The 15,309-nt window shown below is 55.1% G+C and carries 18 protein-coding genes; 10 read left to right on the top strand and 8 right to left on the bottom strand.

What is annotated here, in order from left to right:
• Positions 1 to 36: 36 nt before the first annotated feature.
• Positions 37 to 708, top strand: coding sequence for an FCD domain-containing protein (locus tag AB4N80_RS17480; RefSeq protein WP_122565725.1), 672 nt, complete (start codon positions 37 to 39; stop codon positions 706 to 708).
• A gap of 100 nt (positions 709 to 808) precedes the next feature.
• Here the strand turns inward: AB4N80_RS17480 and AB4N80_RS17475 are convergent, their stop codons facing one another.
• Positions 809 to 1,729 (bottom strand): membrane dipeptidase, encoded by a 921-nt coding sequence (locus AB4N80_RS17475; RefSeq protein WP_240998427.1) that lies wholly within the window; start codon positions 1,727 to 1,729, stop codon positions 809 to 811.
• 76 nt (positions 1,730 to 1,805) lie between these two features.
• Entirely contained in the window at positions 1,806 to 2,789 is a 984-nt protein-coding gene (locus tag AB4N80_RS17470; protein WP_122565726.1) for an ornithine cyclodeaminase family protein, read from the bottom strand.
• A gap of 186 nt (positions 2,790 to 2,975) precedes the next feature.
• Here AB4N80_RS17470 and AB4N80_RS17465 point away from each other — a divergent pair, with 186 nt between their 5' ends.
• Entirely contained in the window at positions 2,976 to 3,599 is a 624-nt protein-coding gene (locus AB4N80_RS17465; protein ID WP_460078078.1) for a helix-turn-helix transcriptional regulator, read from the top strand.
• A gap of 403 nt (positions 3,600 to 4,002) precedes the next feature.
• Complete coding sequence (locus AB4N80_RS17460; protein ID WP_122565728.1) at positions 4,003 to 4,338, top strand: hypothetical protein; 336 nt, start codon at positions 4,003 to 4,005, stop codon at positions 4,336 to 4,338.
• A 251-nt stretch (positions 4,339 to 4,589) separates the two neighbouring features.
• On the opposite strand, the gene argC is transcribed toward AB4N80_RS17460, so the two are convergent.
• The gene (gene argC, locus AB4N80_RS17455; protein WP_122565729.1) at positions 4,590 to 5,519 is read right to left on the bottom strand and encodes an N-acetyl-gamma-glutamyl-phosphate reductase; all 930 of its coding nucleotides are present in this window, start codon (positions 5,517 to 5,519) and stop codon (positions 4,590 to 4,592) included.
• 115 nt (positions 5,520 to 5,634) lie between these two features.
• Here argC and AB4N80_RS17450 point away from each other — a divergent pair, with 115 nt between their 5' ends.
• Positions 5,635 to 6,519, top strand: a complete 885-nt coding sequence (locus tag AB4N80_RS17450) for a LysR family transcriptional regulator (RefSeq protein WP_305490638.1) — start codon at positions 5,635 to 5,637, stop codon at positions 6,517 to 6,519.
• Positions 6,520 to 6,638: 119 nt separating this feature from the next.
• Positions 6,639 to 7,598, top strand: coding sequence for a hypothetical protein (locus AB4N80_RS17445; RefSeq protein WP_305467366.1), 960 nt, complete (start codon positions 6,639 to 6,641; stop codon positions 7,596 to 7,598).
• 6 nt (positions 7,599 to 7,604) lie between these two features.
• Here the strand turns inward: AB4N80_RS17445 and AB4N80_RS17440 are convergent, their stop codons facing one another.
• The 3 genes from AB4N80_RS17440 to AB4N80_RS17430 form a co-directional block, all read right to left on the bottom strand.
• Positions 7,605 to 7,931, bottom strand: a complete 327-nt coding sequence (locus tag AB4N80_RS17440; RefSeq protein ID WP_305467367.1) for an antibiotic biosynthesis monooxygenase family protein — start codon at positions 7,929 to 7,931, stop codon at positions 7,605 to 7,607.
• A 41-nt stretch (positions 7,932 to 7,972) separates the two neighbouring features.
• A complete protein-coding gene (locus AB4N80_RS17435; RefSeq protein WP_122565733.1) occupies positions 7,973 to 8,947 on the bottom strand; it encodes a zinc-dependent alcohol dehydrogenase family protein in 975 nt (324 codons plus the stop codon).
• Between the two features lie 62 nt (positions 8,948 to 9,009).
• Entirely contained in the window at positions 9,010 to 9,312 is a 303-nt protein-coding gene (locus tag AB4N80_RS17430; RefSeq protein WP_122565734.1) for an ArsR/SmtB family transcription factor, read from the bottom strand.
• A 170-nt stretch (positions 9,313 to 9,482) separates the two neighbouring features.
• Between AB4N80_RS17430 and AB4N80_RS17425 the strand changes: the two genes are divergently transcribed.
• Together AB4N80_RS17425 and AB4N80_RS17420 are read left to right on the top strand one after the other, a co-directional pair.
• Positions 9,483 to 11,342 (top strand): ABC transporter ATP-binding protein, encoded by a 1,860-nt coding sequence (locus AB4N80_RS17425; protein ID WP_122565735.1) that lies wholly within the window; start codon positions 9,483 to 9,485, stop codon positions 11,340 to 11,342.
• 293 nt (positions 11,343 to 11,635) lie between these two features.
• Positions 11,636 to 12,166 (top strand): glyoxalase superfamily protein, encoded by a 531-nt coding sequence (locus tag AB4N80_RS17420; RefSeq protein WP_122565736.1) that lies wholly within the window; start codon positions 11,636 to 11,638, stop codon positions 12,164 to 12,166.
• A gap of 83 nt (positions 12,167 to 12,249) precedes the next feature.
• On the opposite strand, the gene AB4N80_RS17415 is transcribed toward AB4N80_RS17420, so the two are convergent.
• Positions 12,250 to 12,549 carry a hypothetical protein gene (locus AB4N80_RS17415; protein WP_122565737.1) on the bottom strand — a complete coding sequence of 100 codons (300 nt, stop codon included), beginning with the start codon at positions 12,547 to 12,549 and terminating at the stop codon, positions 12,250 to 12,252.
• A gap of 215 nt (positions 12,550 to 12,764) precedes the next feature.
• On the opposite strand from AB4N80_RS17415, the gene AB4N80_RS17410 reads away from it, so the two are divergent.
• On the top strand, positions 12,765 to 13,079 hold the full coding sequence (locus AB4N80_RS17410; protein WP_122565738.1) for a hypothetical protein: 315 nt from the start codon (positions 12,765 to 12,767) through the stop codon (positions 13,077 to 13,079).
• Between the two features lie 79 nt (positions 13,080 to 13,158).
• Here AB4N80_RS17410 and AB4N80_RS17405 read toward each other — a convergent pair whose 3' ends face one another.
• Positions 13,159 to 13,545 (bottom strand): Imm41 family immunity protein, encoded by a 387-nt coding sequence (locus AB4N80_RS17405; RefSeq protein WP_163006704.1) that lies wholly within the window; start codon positions 13,543 to 13,545, stop codon positions 13,159 to 13,161.
• Positions 13,546 to 13,675: 130 nt separating this feature from the next.
• Between AB4N80_RS17405 and AB4N80_RS17400 the strand changes: the two genes are divergently transcribed.
• Positions 13,676 to 14,146 (top strand): hypothetical protein, encoded by a 471-nt coding sequence (locus AB4N80_RS17400; RefSeq protein ID WP_122565740.1) that lies wholly within the window; start codon positions 13,676 to 13,678, stop codon positions 14,144 to 14,146.
• 246 nt (positions 14,147 to 14,392) lie between these two features.
• Positions 14,393 to 15,049: an SMI1/KNR4 family protein gene (locus AB4N80_RS17395; RefSeq protein WP_460078073.1), complete on the top strand. Its 657-nt coding sequence runs from the start codon at positions 14,393 to 14,395 to the stop codon at positions 15,047 to 15,049.
• The last annotated feature ends 260 nt before the right edge of the window (positions 15,050 to 15,309 follow it).

The raw sequence follows: 15,309 nt of genomic DNA, 5'->3' as shown, positions 1-15,309 counted from the left end.
AGGCTTTGCCACCTATCTCTAAGCCGGACGTTTTTGATGAGTTCTCTCGAAGCCATAGCCCTGCTGCGTACCCAGTCGCTTACGACGTTGGCGCATGAGCGCCTTGAGCAGCGTATTGCCACCGGCGAACTAGCGCCTGGCGATCCGTTACGCGAAGCGGCAATTGCCAATGACTTGGGGATTTCCAGGGGGCCGGTGCGCGAGGCATTTCGTATGCTGGAAGAGCGAGGCTTGGTGATTTTCGAGAAGAATTGCGGGGTTCGTGTGCGCCAGCTTGACTTGAGCCAGGCCGTCCAGATCTATCAGGTACGAATTTCGCTCGAGAGTCTGATTGGCGAATTGGTCACTCAAAATCTTACGCCGGATGCTTCTACTCATATCAGCAGAGTGCTCGATAGCATGGCTGACGCTGTCCAACGAGAGGATATATCGGCCTACATTGTCCTGAACTTCGAGTTTCACGATCTGCTCGCCCGGTTCACGACCAATGAAGCGCTATACGACACTTACCGTCGCTTGGTCGTGCAACTCAAGCTGTTCAGAAGCTATTCGTTGCGACACACACCGCAATCCATACATATCTCGTTAGGCGAGCACCAGGCAATCTTCAAGGCGATAGTGGATTCAGACGCAGCGTTGGCCGCGGAGCGCCTGCGCCAGCACTCGATTGACAGCCTGGAACGGCTGCACGCTTCTGTAGCGCGTTGAATTGCCCAATCAATTGATCAAATGATGCAAGAGTCAATCGCTGTAATTCGACTTGCTGGCTGCGCTTTCATGACCGTGAGCCCAATTAACGGGGTGCGATTCAAATTACCGCTTTCGATCCTGGCCAGGTTGCCTTTGCAATACGCATGAAATTATTGCCGTAGATCGCTTGGATATCCGCATCTGAATAACCCAAGCGTGTTAATTGTTGTGCGACCTCACCAAGTGCCTCTGGCTGCAACTGAGCATGTCCGTTCATCTGGCCATAGTGTTCAATCGGCCACCAGTCGCCCTCTTCTTCACCTTCTGGCAAGTCTTTATGCTCAGGGTACAACTCGGTATCCAGACCGATGCCAATATGGCGTGTCCCGATGCGCTCTGCTAGATAGTCGATTTGTCGAATGTAACTGTCTACAGAAGCGGATGGGTCGCCTAAGAATATGCCTATACCCGTAAGCCCGATTACTCCACCTTGAGCCGCACACGCGAATATTTGTTCGTCGTCGATTGTTCGCGGATGGTCAAAAACCGCCTTAACGTTGGTGTGAGAAAAAATGGCGGGGAGCTGTGAAATTTCCATAATTTCAAGACTGGCGCTTTTGCTGGCGTGCGAACAGTCGATAATAATTCCCGCTGTATTAATACCCTGTACGATCTTGCGTCCCAAGGTGGTCAATCCGGTACCCGCGCCATGACAGCCGCCAGCACAACTGTTGTCGCGGTTGTAAGCAAGCAACATTTGGCGAACCCCTAAGCTTGCGAATAGTTCCACCATCGCAGGGTCCTGTAGCAGCATATTGGTACCTTCGAGGTCAAAGGAGACCGCGAGCTTTCGGCACTTATGCGCATGGTAGATATCGTCAGCGGTGGCCACCAGGACAAAGTCTTCAGGATGATGAGCCAGCCAGCGTCTAAAACCCGCAATCGTTCGCATCACGGTTTCAAACGGGGTCATGTCCATGCCCACGTTGATCGACACATGATGGAAGCCGGCTTCTCGGTACCTATTCAGGCGGGACATATCCTGTCCGGGAATCAATGGCAAGCACGCATGGGCCTCCCATTGAATCATCGGGGCCTTACTGACTCCTGATGGGTCAAGCTTCATCATTTAAACCCCGTCTAATCGCTTCGCTATCCACTAGTGCGCTCATGGCGCATTTCGCAATCTGAGCATCCTGAACGCCTAAGCCTGTGAGGTCTGCAACGGTGATCTGCGTGTCGTCCTGCCGTCCGATGGCGTGACCGCTCAATACGCTGCCAAGAGCTACAAGTCTGCCCTTGTCGATTAGGCCGGATTTGAGGGCTCCCGAAATTTCACCGAATTGGCAGCATTGCTCTATTGAGTCCACGACAATGACATCTGCACGTTCAACCAGACGCACATCCAGCTCCTGCTTGCCAAGGCTGTCTGCGCCAATAGCAGTGATGTGTGTCCCAGGGTTGACCCATTCATTCGCTATGATTGCTTCGCGAGAAGGTGTAGCAGTGACGATTAGGTTGGAGTTGGTCGCAACGTCCTTTGCATCCTGGGTGGCAGCAACATCAAAACCTAAAGCCTCGGCGAATTCACAGTATTGCTCCAAGCCTTGCCGGTTACGACCGTAAACCGTCAAGCGTCGACATGCAGTGACGGGCATCAGTTGTTCCAGTTGCATGCGTGCTTGGTCGCCAGTACCGACCACACCAATACCACTCACATGTGAAGGCGCCATAGCCCTCGCCACGATTTGCCCCGCTAGCGCTGTACGCATTGAGGTCAGCCAGCCGCCATCCCGAAGCAAAGCGACGGGTTGCCCCGTCAAGGCCGAGAAAATCAGCGTCAACCCATCATTACTGGAAAAACCCTTCGCGGGATTGTCGTAGAAACCTGCCGAGACCCTGACCGAAAAAACCTCGTCTCCCAGCATCCAAGCCGACTTCACGCAGCAGTCACCGTTGCTAGCCGGAAACTGAAGGCTCTGAATCGGAGGTAGCTGTACCAGTCCGTTAGCATGGGCAATGAATCCTTCTGCAATCAGCGCAGCAGCGTCTCCCGGGCACAAGGAACTCATGATTTGCGCTTGGGTGTAGATATTCATCAATTGCTCCATCGACCATTGAAAGACGGGCGTTGCGCTTACCCGGCTGACTAGCGGTTATTCGCCGCCGTTAGCGGGGATATGGCGCTACAATCGGGCGCTTCAGTGAAAGCGGGCACAACCATAACACAAAAATATATTTCGTCTCCGGTTTACATTTTGTATTTTTTGGGGCAGAGTTTTACCGTGAATAAACATCTAGATAATTACATCAGCATCGCCCAAGCGATTGCGAAGCTCCTGGATCCGCACGCCGAGGTTATTATTCATGACCTGGCCTCCGGAAAGATTGCACATATCTTCAATGTGTTCTCTCAGCGCCGGGTTGGCGACAGTTCATTGACTGATATCAACGATGGGGCATCATTCGATGGAGATGTTTCGGGCCCTTACAGAAAGGTGAATTTTGATCGCCGGCAGTTAAGGTCGGTTACAGCGGTGCTCCGAGATCCAGACGGAATCCAGATTGGGCTCTTATGCGTAAATTTTGACATCACTGTCATGAGCGGGATGGCAGAAATCGCTGCATCATTTTTAGGTTTTGAAACTACAGTTGAGAAGCCTCCGGCATTATTTGCCACAGATTTTCAAGAGTCAGCGCACTCGATTATGGATGAATTTTTGAGGGCTCGTAGGGTGACTTTAACGTCGCTAACTTCAGAAGAAATGGTGGCACTGATTGGCGAAATGGATAAAGGCGGAGTCTTCGCGCTCCGCAATGCAACCAATTACATCTGCGAGCTGTTATCTCTATCGCGGGCTACCGTATACAAATATTTAAGACGCTCTAGATCAGCCACGGGTGTTTAGTAAGAGTTCGCCATGCGCGTCTCAACTATGGCCTCAAAGGTAGCTCCCGTGGTCCTGAAGGCCTCAAATGGACTGGGATGAACTCGAATTGGTCCAAGCGCCTACGCTCGGAAAAAGTGATTACGCCTATTTTTTTCGTGATCATCCGTTTCTGGCCGCGGCTGTGTAAAAACGTTTTCGAGCGCGACAGGAGCTCACTACCGGACTGGAAATCGCTCATCTACGCGAAATCCACATCTGCTGACATGCCGATAAATGTCAGAGTTCGCAGGAATTTGTCATTTTTTCCACTGGGTGGTTAAGAACAAAATCAAAAGACTGGACCATCAACCACAACCACAATTACGATAACGATAACGATAACGACCAAAGCCGATTTGCTCCGACGGTCTAGGAATTGTTCATGGCATTCATTGCTACCTGCGTTGTGTCGCTATTTTTTTGGACTGTTGTTTCAGCAATCACAGGGGCTGAGGAGCCTTGGGACCTGGCTAGTTACTGGACCATCATCTATCCCGCCGCGCTAGCTTTGTCAGTGATCCTTGGAGCCGTGCTAAGAAGCGCCCAGTGGTCCGCAGGCGGCGTCGTAATGCTCTCTCAGATCCCAGTGGTTTTAGTGATTTCTGGTACATCCCCGTTGCTAGGTGTCGGTATCATCTATGCGGCCTTTCTCTCAATTCCGGCGATAACGCTGTCATGGCTCGCTGGCAAATTGCGCTCCGGTAAGAAAGGACGATGAACATCTACGAAGAAGTGAAGGCACAGTTCCGGGAACAACCGCGATGAGTACTGATTACAAAATAAAGATTGAGCCAGGCAAAAAATACGGCGGCAAGCTGGACAGTACGTTCCCATAGGTAAAGCTCGACTGGACGATCTTCTTCTTGGATTTTCTCAGGTCACAATCAGAGCTGTTTGCTCGATTTTTCATGCCAAAACAGAATGTTCCCGCTACCCATTGAAGTCAGGGCATCAGGCTACTTGGCGCTGTCACGCGCCTGCTAGCATCAAGTCCAGATTCTGCACCGCCGCGCCAGCGGCGCCCTTCCCAAGATTGTCAAACACCGCAGCGAGCAAAACCTGCCCGGTCTCATCATTCTCAAACACCGACAACCGCAAATCATCAGTCCCGTTAAGCGCCTGAGGATCAAGGGTCGTCAGCGCTTTGGCTTCCTGCATCGACATTACGTGTACATGGCGCGCATCGGCGTAGTGCTGCGTCAGACACGCATGCAACTGCATCGCGCTCACGCCTGGCGCCAACAACCGGGTTTGCACAGGTATGGTCAGCACGATTCCCTGTCGAAAAGCGCCATAGGCCGGCACAAACATCGGCCGCTCCGTCAGTCCGCTTTGCTGCTGAATCTCCGGAATATGCTTGTGTGCCAGTTCCAGCCCATAGACCTGAAATGCCGACGCCTGTGCTGCGCCCGCCCCTTCATGTTCTTGCACGCCCACCCGCCCTTTTCCGGAATAACCCGATACGGCATGAATGTTCATCGGGTAATCCCTCGGCACTAGTCCGGCCTCCAGCAATGGGCGCAGTAAGCCTATCGCCCCCGTTGGATAGCAACCAGGGTTGCTGACCCGTCGCGCGGTGGCAATGCGCTGGGTCTGCTGCGGATTCATTTCCGCAAAACCATAGGTCCAGTCTGGATGGGTACGGTGCGCCGAACTCGCATCGATCACCCGAACGAGGGGGTTTTCGATGGACGCTACAGCGTCGCGCGCGGCTTGGTCGGGCAAGCACAGAATCGCGATGTCGCAGCGGTTGATGGCTTCGGCGCGACGTTGTGGGTCCTTGCGATATTCGGCGCTGAGGGTGAGCAGCCGCAGATCGCTCCGGTCGTGCAGACGTTGATGGATTTGCAACCCGGTGGTGCCTTGGTCGCCATCGATGAATACAAGGGGACTTGCCATGGGCATGCTCTCGAACAGTGGAAATCAGGAGTCCCAATGTTCAGCGAGGCGCTAAGATAGGAAAAGTTGAATTTATAAACGCTGTAATTCAGTTTTTCTGAATAAGGACGCACTTATGCGGGAAATCAGCCTGGACCGTCTGCGCACGTTGGTGGCGATTGCCGACCTGGGATCGTTTGCCGAAGCAGCGCGTGTGCTGCACCTCGCGCCACCCACCGTCAGCCTGCATATCGCCGACCTGGAGGCACGGCTGGGCGGCAAGCTGTTGTCGCGCACCCGTGGGCGCGTTCAGCCTTCAGCGATAGGGAACACGCTGGTGGAACGCGCGCGGCGCCTGTTGGCGGATGCGGAGCAGGCGCTTGAGGAAGTGGAACGTCAGATACAGGGATTGGCCGGGCGTGTGCGGCTAGGCGCGTCCACCGGGGCCATCGCACAGTTGCTGCCGAACGCTTTGGAGACGTTGAACCAACGCCACCCCGCGATCGATGTGCAGGTCGCGGTGCTCACCTCCCAGGAAACCCTGAAGAAGCTTGCCGAGGGCTCCTTGGAGATCGGTCTGGTCGCGCTGCCGCAGCCGCCGGTGAAGGGCTTGCGGATCGAGCCGTGGCGACGGGACCCGGTCATGGCCTTCTTGCCGGCTCGCTGGGAATGCCCGGCTACCGTGACGCCCGGTTGGCTGTCCGCCCAGCCGCTGATTTTGAACGACACCAGCACTCGCCTTTCGCGCTTGACGTCGGAGTGGTTCGCCAGTGACGGTCGACAGCCTGTGCCGCGCATTCAATTGAATTACAACGATGCGATCAAGAGCCTGGTGGCGGCGGGATATGGGGCGACGTTGTTGCCCCATGAGGCTTCCACGCCATTGCCCGATACCAGGATCGTCATGCGGCCAATAAAGCCCTTGTTGTGGCGTCAACTGGGGATTGCCCACCGCCGTCAAGACATCGAACGGCCTACGCAACACGTGCTGGATGTGTTGTGGGAGTTGAGTGCGCAGTAATTTTGTCTGGGCATGAGGTATTCTGCGCGGCGTAAAAACACGATCCAGGCCTGCGGGGGTGCAACCGCTTGTCAAGGCCCCTCGAATGGTCCTGAAAGACGGTGCATCAGGAGATTTGCATGTTGTTTGGACATCGGTTCGAGCGCACCGCGCAGGATGACCTGCACATCCATTCGCGCAATCTGGTGCAGAGCGCATTCGTGCTGCTGACAGGCGCGCTTGCCTTCATTTTGCCGGTGGCGTTCGCCGTGTTTGTGATCGCGGATGAAGGCTCGCCCCTGACTGACCTGGATCCGCTGACTTCACTGCTGTTCGTGCTCGGGCTATTGCTGATTCCTGCACTCGGCCTACTCCTGATGGTGTACACCGGCATCCGCGAGACCTTGCTGTTATCGCGACGCGACGGTGAAGGCAAGCGCCGCACCCGAAACTTTTTTGGGCGTCGCGAGCGTGTTCATTCGGTCTTTAGAATCGATACCCCCAACTACCTCGAACTTCGCCGCCCCCCAGATGCCGAGCCCGCCTACACCCAGCTGTGGCTGGTGATGCGCGATGGCACCGAGCACCGCCTGACTACTGACAACGTTCCGGTAGTGCCGGGAAGTCAACGCACCGACATGTGGCTGCGTGAACTGGCCGACTACCTGAACGTGGCAGTGCCCACCGAAGTCGTGGTGGGCTCGGCGGCGGCTGTGAAGAAGGCAACCTACAGGCGCGCTCCAGCCCCAACCAGCGGTAAAGCGGTGAGGGAAGCCAGACAGCGCAAAACCAAGGGGCTCAAACCTTCCGATGAGTCCACCGAAAAACTCGGCACACCCGCACGCGCCCTGCTCCTTCTCATGGGTGTTTTCCTGGCACTATTGGAGCTGAGTCACGTCATCGCATTGGTGCCCGCTCTGTTTGCCGGACGGCTGCGTGTCGGCGGTCGAACGGGCACGACCACCTTCTACTGGGCCGAGCAACCGCTCACCTTCTCATTCAACATGCTGGTGGGCATGGCCGAGGTGTTGATCATCGGACTCATCGCCTGGGGTTGTCTGCACATGGCGATCCGGGGCCGGATGAGTTCCAATCCCTGAAGGTGGTCAATTCGGCCGCCGCTCGGTCAGAAACGGTGAACAGGAAGCTGCTCCCTCGATATGGTAGACCCTCGGTTCTTCCGAAAAATATTCCTCCAAGCCCATCATGAACAGCCGATGGTCTTCACTCTCTTCGAAACCCGGCGTGTGATCCTCGAGTGACTGCCATTGCACGATCAGGTTGAATTGCTCGGGGGTCTCAATCCCTTGCGCTAGTAGGTGACCGCAGTAACCCTTTGCGCGGGTGAGCAAGGGAGCGACCTCGGCAAATGCACGCCTGAACAGTTCAATGCGTTCTTTGTAAATGGGGAGCAGAGCGATCTCATAAATCATGGCGTTCCTCGAAAATGACTTGAACGGTTAAAAGTGCGCACTTACGCGATGAGCGATGGCTCGACTGCTATCGCGATTTTTCCTTGAACGCCGTTGTTGGGACTCTCCAACCGGGCATGGGCGAGCGCAATGTCGGCAAGCGAATAGACGGCGCCAACGTGTGGCCGCAGCTGACCTCGCTCGACCAATGCGCTCAACTCGTCGAGTTTGCCGCGGTTCTGTCTAGTGAAAACGAAGTGATAACTCGCGTTCTTGCCCCAGGCCTGGACAAGGTTTTGTGGCTGCGCAATGTCCACGATCGAGACAACGCGGCCAAGCTGTGCCAGCGCGTCGGGGCTGCGCGACAAGGTATTGCCGCCGATGGTGTCGAACACAACATCCACTCCGCGACCACCCGTGTCCCGCATGATGGCGTCGACGTAGTCCTCCTTTTCATAGTCGATGACCACATCGGCTCCCAGGCTTCGCACGAACCCAGCGTTTGACTCACGCACGGTCGTGAACACCCTTGCCCCCATGGCTTTTGCCACCTGGATCGCCACATGACCGACGCCCCCCGCGCCGCCGTGGATCAGGATGCTTTCCCCCACTCTGAGCGCCGCACGCACGATCAATGCTTCCCATACCGTCCCGCCAACCAAGCTCAGACTTGCCGCCTCCAGATGGCTCAGCGAGGAAGGCTTCTTCGCGATGATGGTTTCGGCGGCAACGTGGTACTCGGCATAACTGCCTGGCCCGTCAAATATCTGCGGGGTGTACCAGACTTCGTCTCCTGGAGCGAAGGTGGTCACGCCTGGCCCAACCTCTTCGACGACGCCCGATACATCGTGTCCGGTAATGGCCGGCAGTTGCACCAAGTCGGGATAGTCGCCGCGTCGAACCTGGTAATCCAACGGATTGATGGAGGTTGCGTGCACTCGCACCAAGACTTGTCCGGTGTGCGGTACAGGCTTGGGCACATCGCGGAGTTCGAACGATCCCGACCCACCGAATGATTTAAGTACCATTGCTTTCATTGCAAAACCCTCGAATCTAGAAAAAGGAATATCGAGATATCTCGATATTTTACAGTAAAAAATTACAGCTCTTTCCCTATGACCTCGGCAAGCGCGCTGATGGTTGCTTCATTGCGTTTGTAGTAGGTCCACTGACCGATACGCCGGACTTCGACCAAGCCCACTCGTTGCAGCGTTGCAAGGTAACCAGACACCGTTGACTGCGACAGGCCGATACCTTCTTGAATACTGCTGACGCAGACTCCAACCGTGAGAACGTCACCTTCATCCTGCGGAGGGAAGTTCTTTGCGGGATCCTTCAAGCCTTTCAAGATTTCCAGGCGTGTAGGGTTCGAGAGCGCTTTGAATATTTCGATCAATTCCATGCCCCGAGAATATCGAGATTTTTCGATATGTCAATACCCTGTTTTGTCCCCCCCTGCAGCCCCCCAACATCCTGGGCAACACGCTAATAGAGCCATATCCACACTTCATATAACCCTCAAAGCAGTCTTTAAATGGCAGAATCCCCGTAATCGATCTTTCGGAGACCCCCATGCTTCGCGTATTTGAACAAAGACTCGACCCTTTCCCACCCGACGAAGTACCCCCGCCACCCGAAGGCCTGGCTCGGTTTCTTTGGGCCTGCACCCGGGGCGCCCGCGGTTACATCCTTGCATTCGCGCTGCTCAGCGCCGGTGTATCGATCTACGAAGCCTGGCTGTTTTCCTTCCTCGGCCAGGTCGTGGATCTGCTCTCGACCTGGCAGGCCGGGGGTGAGGCGGCGGCGCAGGAGAGTCGCGTGCTGTGGGGCATGGGCATCGTCATGGTGGCAAGCATCGGGCTGGTGGCGTTGCGCACCATGGTTCAGCACCAGATATTGGCCATCAACCTGCCGTTGCGGCTGCGTTGGGACTTTCACCGCCTGATGCTGCGGCAAAGCCTTTCATTTTTTTCCGATGAGTTCTCTGGTCGGGTCACCACCAAGGTGATGCAGACGGCACTGGCCGTGCGTGACGTGCTGTTCACCCTGATCGAGATCGCACCCGGCATTGGCGTGTATTTCATTGCGATCATCGCCTTGGCCGGCGGCTTCGCCCTGAAACTGATGTTGCCTTTCCTGGCCTGGATCGTGTTGTTCGGACTGGCCATGCTCTACTTCGTGCCCCGTTTGGGGAAAGTCGGACAGGAACAGGCCCATGCGCGCTCCTCGATGACCGGGCGTATATCGGACGCCTACACCAACATCACGACCGTGAAGCTGTTCTCCCACTCCAATCGTGAAGCGCACTTCGCGCGCGCGGCCATGGAGGACTTCAAACAGACCGGCTTTCGCCAGATGCGCCTGGTCAGCCAGTTCGAAATCGTCAACCAAGCATTGGTAGTGGGATTGATCATGGCTGCAGGCGGTTATGCCCTTTGGCTGTGGCATCAGGGCGATGTCGGCGCCGGTGCGGTGGCGGCGATCACCGCCATGGCGTTGCGCATCAACGGCATGTCGCATTGGATCATGTGGCAGATGACCTCGCTGTTCGAGAGCATCGGCACCGTGCAGGATGGCATGGACACCCTGACCCGCGGCCCCAAGGTGCAGGACGCGCCGGACGCCGGGGTGCTGGTGACCTCTGGCGGAGCGGTCACCTTCGACAATGTGAGCTTCAACTACAACGGTGAACGCCAGGTGCTCGATGGCTTGAGCCTGAACATTCGCCCGGGCGAGAAAATCGGCCTGGTGGGCCGCTCCGGCGCCGGCAAATCCACGCTCATCAACTTGCTGCTGCGCTTTTATGATGTCGACAGCGGGCAGATTCGCATTGACGGCCAAGACATCGCCCACGTGACGCAGGACAGCCTGCGCAGCGCCATCGGCATGGTCACCCAGGATACGTCCCTGCTGCACCGTTCCATTCGCGACAACATCGCCTACGGCCGACCCGATGCGAGCGACGCACAAATTCGCCGTGCCGCGGCCAATGCCCAGGCCGATGAGTTCATCAGTCAACTGAGCGACCGACAAGGTCACAGCGGCTACGACACCTTGGTGGGCGAGCGCGGCATCAAGCTGTCGGGCGGCCAGCGCCAACGCATCGCGATTGCCCGAGTGATGCTCAAGAACGCTCCGATCCTGCTCCTTGACGAGGCGACCAGCGCGCTGGATTCGGAAGTCGAAGTGGCCATCCAGGAAAGCCTCGATGAAATGATGCAAGGCAAGACCGTCATCGCCATTGCTCATCGACTGTCGACGATTGCGGCGATGGATCGGCTGATCGTCATGGATGATGGACGCATTATTGAACAGGGTACCCACGCTGAATTGCTCGCCAAGAACGGTATCTATGCGCGGCTGTGGCACCATCAGAGTGGCGGGTTCCTGGGTGAGGATCGGTGGGTGAGCGAGGCGATGGATCAGGTATGAGCGTGGATGGCTTGGGGTGATCTGCAAGTGGGTGTTTTGGGTCGTCAGTTGTCCTTCACAACGGGGAGCTTTCGGCCAAAAGCGGACGGATGATTCGCACCGGAGACTTGCAACCGGGAGAACTTTCGCTGGCGGGAGCCGCTGTGTATCATCAGCGCGGGCTGATGCTGCCCGCCGCTCGCTTCCGAAAGGAAAGGTGAAAGCATTTCTTCTCTTCCCAGATCCTATCGCATCTCTTGAGAGTCGAGGTTTGGCAACGCGAGCACCAAAATGCCTCGACTACAGGAGGAACGATGTTTTCAATCGAACAAGCCAAGCAGATGGCCAAGAGGCTGCGTGCCTCGCTAGAGTCGCGCAATCAAGCATTGACTCACTCCACGGCTCTGGAAACAGTAGCGCACCAGTTGGGCTACAAGGACTGGAACACTGCGTCAGCGATGCTTTCCCAGGAAGATACCCAACCCGCCATTACATTCGACAAAGCCATCCCGATATTGCGGATGTTTGACGAAACCAAGGCGCGCGAGTTCTATCTTGATTTTCTTGGTTTCAGCGTCGAATTCGAGCACCGATTCGAAGCTGATCTACCGCTGTACCTAGGTATCAGCCGAAACGGTCTGCAGGTCCATCTTTCCGAACATCATGGCGATGCTAGCCCGGGATCGACGATATTTGTCCCGATGCAAAACATCGAACTGCTCCGGGACGAATTACAGAGCAAACGATACGGATACGGACGTCCGGATATTGTTCAACAGGGCTGGGGCCAAGTTCTGGAAGTGTATGACCCATTCGGCAACCGAATTCGGTTCTGCCAAAGCTGATCCTAGTTTGCGGGCTGGGGAGACCCAGTCCGCTTTGGTTCGACTGCCGCCCTTAGTGACTGGCAGCAATCGGCCATAAGCGGTCATCTAGGTAGAGCGTTATCCGGATTGATTTTGTCTTCGACGTCAAATCTACTCAACAATGCGGCTCCATCCGAAACACCAAGAATCTGATCAATTGCACATATTTTCTGGGTCGCACACTCGAGTTGAAAGTCAGCGTTGCCGTATGCAGCCTCCGCCTCATTGTGGAGCGCATAGGCCATATGGGCCGCGACACGGACGCTCATTGGAGCATCTACATCACTGCCCAGATAATCAGCAAGCAACGTCCTGATCTCTATTAGTGCAAGCGCGAGTAGCCTGGTTTGAGCAGTCTGCATAAACGTATCCCGGGTAACACAACGAATTTGCGAACGGACTTCGCAAGGTTACATAAACTTTCAGATTGTCAAAAGCGAAAGGCCGTTATGGGTCGATAGCTGCCGGACGTGGATGAGCGCTTTCGACCCGAAGCTGCCTTTCAGCCCAAACGAAGAGCCAAAAAAGCCATAATGACCCAGGGTCTGATTCTTCTCGCTGGATGTCAGGAGTGCACATGGCTGAACGGTTTCGCATACGGTTGATGTTTGAGTGGGGAGGCGGTGCATTGTGGTGCGGGAATCAGGTCGCTTTAGCAAGATTCTCGGTGGGATCAATCGAAGAGAAACTGCCATTGAGCGCCACTACTCTCGAGAGGCTGAGTGTAATGACACGCTGGCACGAAACCGCCTTGAACTGGGAATACCCACCAGATCCAAGTCCTTGGAATGCGGCCGAATATACGGAATTTGACGACGCTGCCAAGGCTCTGCTTGCGGCTATCCAAGAGGAGCTAGGTGCCGAGTTTGAAGTAGTCTATGAAAGGCTCTAGATGTTTATTCTCGGCACGCGCAAGGCTGGCCGAGGAGCGGTTGATTGACATCAGCGATCATTAACCCCGTCCGGTCAGATTACGGGCCACCTACGAGCCACGGATTGGGTTCGTCAAAGCGAGCCGGTGTCGCCATTTTTCCAGCGAAGAAACCCTCAAACACCAAGTGGAATCTCTCGCGGAAATCGTAGATCTGCTTTCTTTTCAGGTTTCGGATCTTGAAGCGATCCTTCCGATCAAAGTGGCAACCGAATAGCAGAGAACTGTAGCTGAATATCTCGAACACCCTATGTGAGAGTGCCTGACTGAAGCTTGTTTCTGTTGCGATTTTATAGAGTGCCCACTCCAGCAGCCAGTATTCTTCACGATCCCAGAGTCCCGCTTCGTGTAATCGTCCGATGAACGAGGCGTCTTCGTATGCTTCGCTCCCAACGAAATTTCTTGCGATCACAGCGTGCGGATCCATGTTAAGCATTTCCATATCGGATAAGGTCGACAGCGTACCGAGGTGCCCGCTCTCGGACAATCTAAAGCACAACTTCCGCGCCCTACATAGCGGAGCGGTTGGCTAGCCATTCACCCATGGAGCCCAGGAAATGCAGGTTTTTGAAATTTTACCGCTCGAGGCTATTGGTCCTGTTCGTCTTGGCGCTGCACGCGCTACAGCGAGGCAAAAGATGGCTGCCATCGGATTCCCTCTCGAGCATTCCCAGGACCGCGTCGATTATTTTTGCGAGTCCTGCGTGCAGGTTTCCCACGGGCCGAACGATGAAGTACGCTTCATTGGTGTCTCCGGAAACCCGAACGTCACGTTCATGTTCAAGGGAGTCGATATCTTTGCGAACTCTGCCACACATGTATTTTCAGTGATGGCTGCTTCGGACAATTCCGGCCAGCACGAATTCTCATCCTATGAATACCTGTTTCCAAACCAAATCCTGACGCTATGGGATGCGGATGAACAATATGACCGCCAAGGAGGAGAAAGCCGTGAAGTCTGGGGTCAGGTCGGCATCGGAACCAGCGCTTACATGGCAGCCATTCGCGCCATCAAGACAGGCATGTGAATGGATCCCGATTGAATGAGAGATGGTTTACAGGGCCATCTTCGAGCAAAACGCGACCCGTTGGGAACGGCAGTTTTCGGCCAGGAGCAGACATTCAGTTCAGAGTGATTGGCATCGACAATCGGCAGTCTCTCGCGTGTTGACACTCGTCTAAACAGCTTAAGATACGTTTTTAAACGGCCGGAAAGCTGCGAAAAACTCCAAACCTTTGACTGCCCTACTATCTGATACGGAGAATCTGTCACTTTGAGTTATGGACAAGATGTTGCAGTTGTTGAGGCCTTTCAAAGGCTTGCGCAATCAATTGACATTGAGTTTCCAGAGCGCCTCGCGACTCTAATGGGAATTGCACATACAGGAACGGCAGCACTGAGTAGCCTTGAAGATTTTCTATGGCTTGATGCCGAACAGGCCGGGCGAGAAATCAATGAGTGGCTTAATCCTGATGACCAGCAAGGTCGAACCTTTCTTCCCTTTGCGGCTACAGGCGGCGGTGAGCCTTACTGCGTGGTGCGATTGGAAAACGGCGCTTCGGGGATTGCTCAAGTACTTCATTTTGCACAGCCATCCTCATTGGCCTACGGCGATGTCTCTTCGTTCGTGACAAGGGAGTACGTGCGCGTCGCTAGGGATCTATCTTGGCTACCGCCTAAAGCAGACTTCAGTTTTGCACTGAAAAGTGAAGTAGCATTAATCCAAGCCGCCCTACTACCCGCAGATTATTCACTTCTTGAGGCCCTGTTCAGTCGGCAGTGTGTGGCTATGAACTACCAGGCTGGGCCTCGAAGTACTCCGACAACTGTCCAAGCCTTTATTTCTCAAGAAGAAGAGGAATCTCTAGCCGCCCGACTGCGCCATCCGAACCCAATTGAATTCGAAGCTATTCGTGCCTGGATGCGCTAATTGTCCATTTCGTGCTCGGTGCCTAAAAATGGGCAAGTTATTGACCAATCATTGACTGCGATGAAGGGCCGCAATGGGTCGGAAGCAGCCCTTCGCTTCCGACCCGATCCATCTTGGGGAAAATGGAATCTATTCCACCGGACGCTTACCTAGGGTCGATGACATCCAGCTAACGTCAGTCGGGTCCGCCACTGTTCGCGACTAAACGAAGTGGGGTGGCGGCTGTGCGCAGGTTAGTCGACCGGGACGTTAGGAAACCG

This window comes from Pseudomonas sp. H3_A02, from assembly GCF_054671965.1.
This window is presented reverse-complemented; position numbering and strand designations above follow the sequence as displayed.

Excerpts from the sequence above, each read along its gene's own strand:
- AB4N80_RS17480 (WP_122565725.1), top strand. The coding sequence starts at position 37 with ATGAGTTCTCTCGAAGCCATAGCCCTGCTGCGTACCCAGTCGCTTACG.
- AB4N80_RS17475 (WP_240998427.1), bottom strand. The coding sequence starts at position 1,729 with ATGTCCCGCCTGAATAGGTACCGAGAAGCCGGCTTCCATCATGTGTCG.
- AB4N80_RS17470 (WP_122565726.1), bottom strand. The coding sequence starts at position 2,789 with ATGAATATCTACACCCAAGCGCAAATCATGAGTTCCTTGTGCCCGGGA.
- AB4N80_RS17460 (WP_122565728.1), top strand. The coding sequence starts at position 4,003 with ATGGCATTCATTGCTACCTGCGTTGTGTCGCTATTTTTTTGGACTGTT.
- argC (WP_122565729.1), bottom strand. The coding sequence starts at position 5,519 with ATGGCAAGTCCCCTTGTATTCATCGATGGCGACCAAGGCACCACCGGG.
- AB4N80_RS17450 (WP_305490638.1), top strand. The coding sequence starts at position 5,635 with ATGCGGGAAATCAGCCTGGACCGTCTGCGCACGTTGGTGGCGATTGCC.
- AB4N80_RS17445 (WP_305467366.1), top strand. The coding sequence starts at position 6,639 with ATGTTGTTTGGACATCGGTTCGAGCGCACCGCGCAGGATGACCTGCAC.
- AB4N80_RS17440 (WP_305467367.1), bottom strand. The coding sequence starts at position 7,931 with ATGATTTATGAGATCGCTCTGCTCCCCATTTACAAAGAACGCATTGAA.
- AB4N80_RS17435 (WP_122565733.1), bottom strand. The coding sequence starts at position 8,947 with ATGAAAGCAATGGTACTTAAATCATTCGGTGGGTCGGGATCGTTCGAA.
- AB4N80_RS17430 (WP_122565734.1), bottom strand. The coding sequence starts at position 9,312 with ATGGAATTGATCGAAATATTCAAAGCGCTCTCGAACCCTACACGCCTG.
- AB4N80_RS17425 (WP_122565735.1), top strand. The coding sequence starts at position 9,483 with ATGCTTCGCGTATTTGAACAAAGACTCGACCCTTTCCCACCCGACGAA.
- AB4N80_RS17420 (WP_122565736.1), top strand. The coding sequence starts at position 11,636 with ATGTTTTCAATCGAACAAGCCAAGCAGATGGCCAAGAGGCTGCGTGCC.
- AB4N80_RS17415 (WP_122565737.1), bottom strand. The coding sequence starts at position 12,549 with ATGCAGACTGCTCAAACCAGGCTACTCGCGCTTGCACTAATAGAGATC.
- AB4N80_RS17410 (WP_122565738.1), top strand. The coding sequence starts at position 12,765 with ATGGCTGAACGGTTTCGCATACGGTTGATGTTTGAGTGGGGAGGCGGT.
- AB4N80_RS17405 (WP_163006704.1), bottom strand. The coding sequence starts at position 13,545 with ATGGATCCGCACGCTGTGATCGCAAGAAATTTCGTTGGGAGCGAAGCA.
- AB4N80_RS17400 (WP_122565740.1), top strand. The coding sequence starts at position 13,676 with ATGCAGGTTTTTGAAATTTTACCGCTCGAGGCTATTGGTCCTGTTCGT.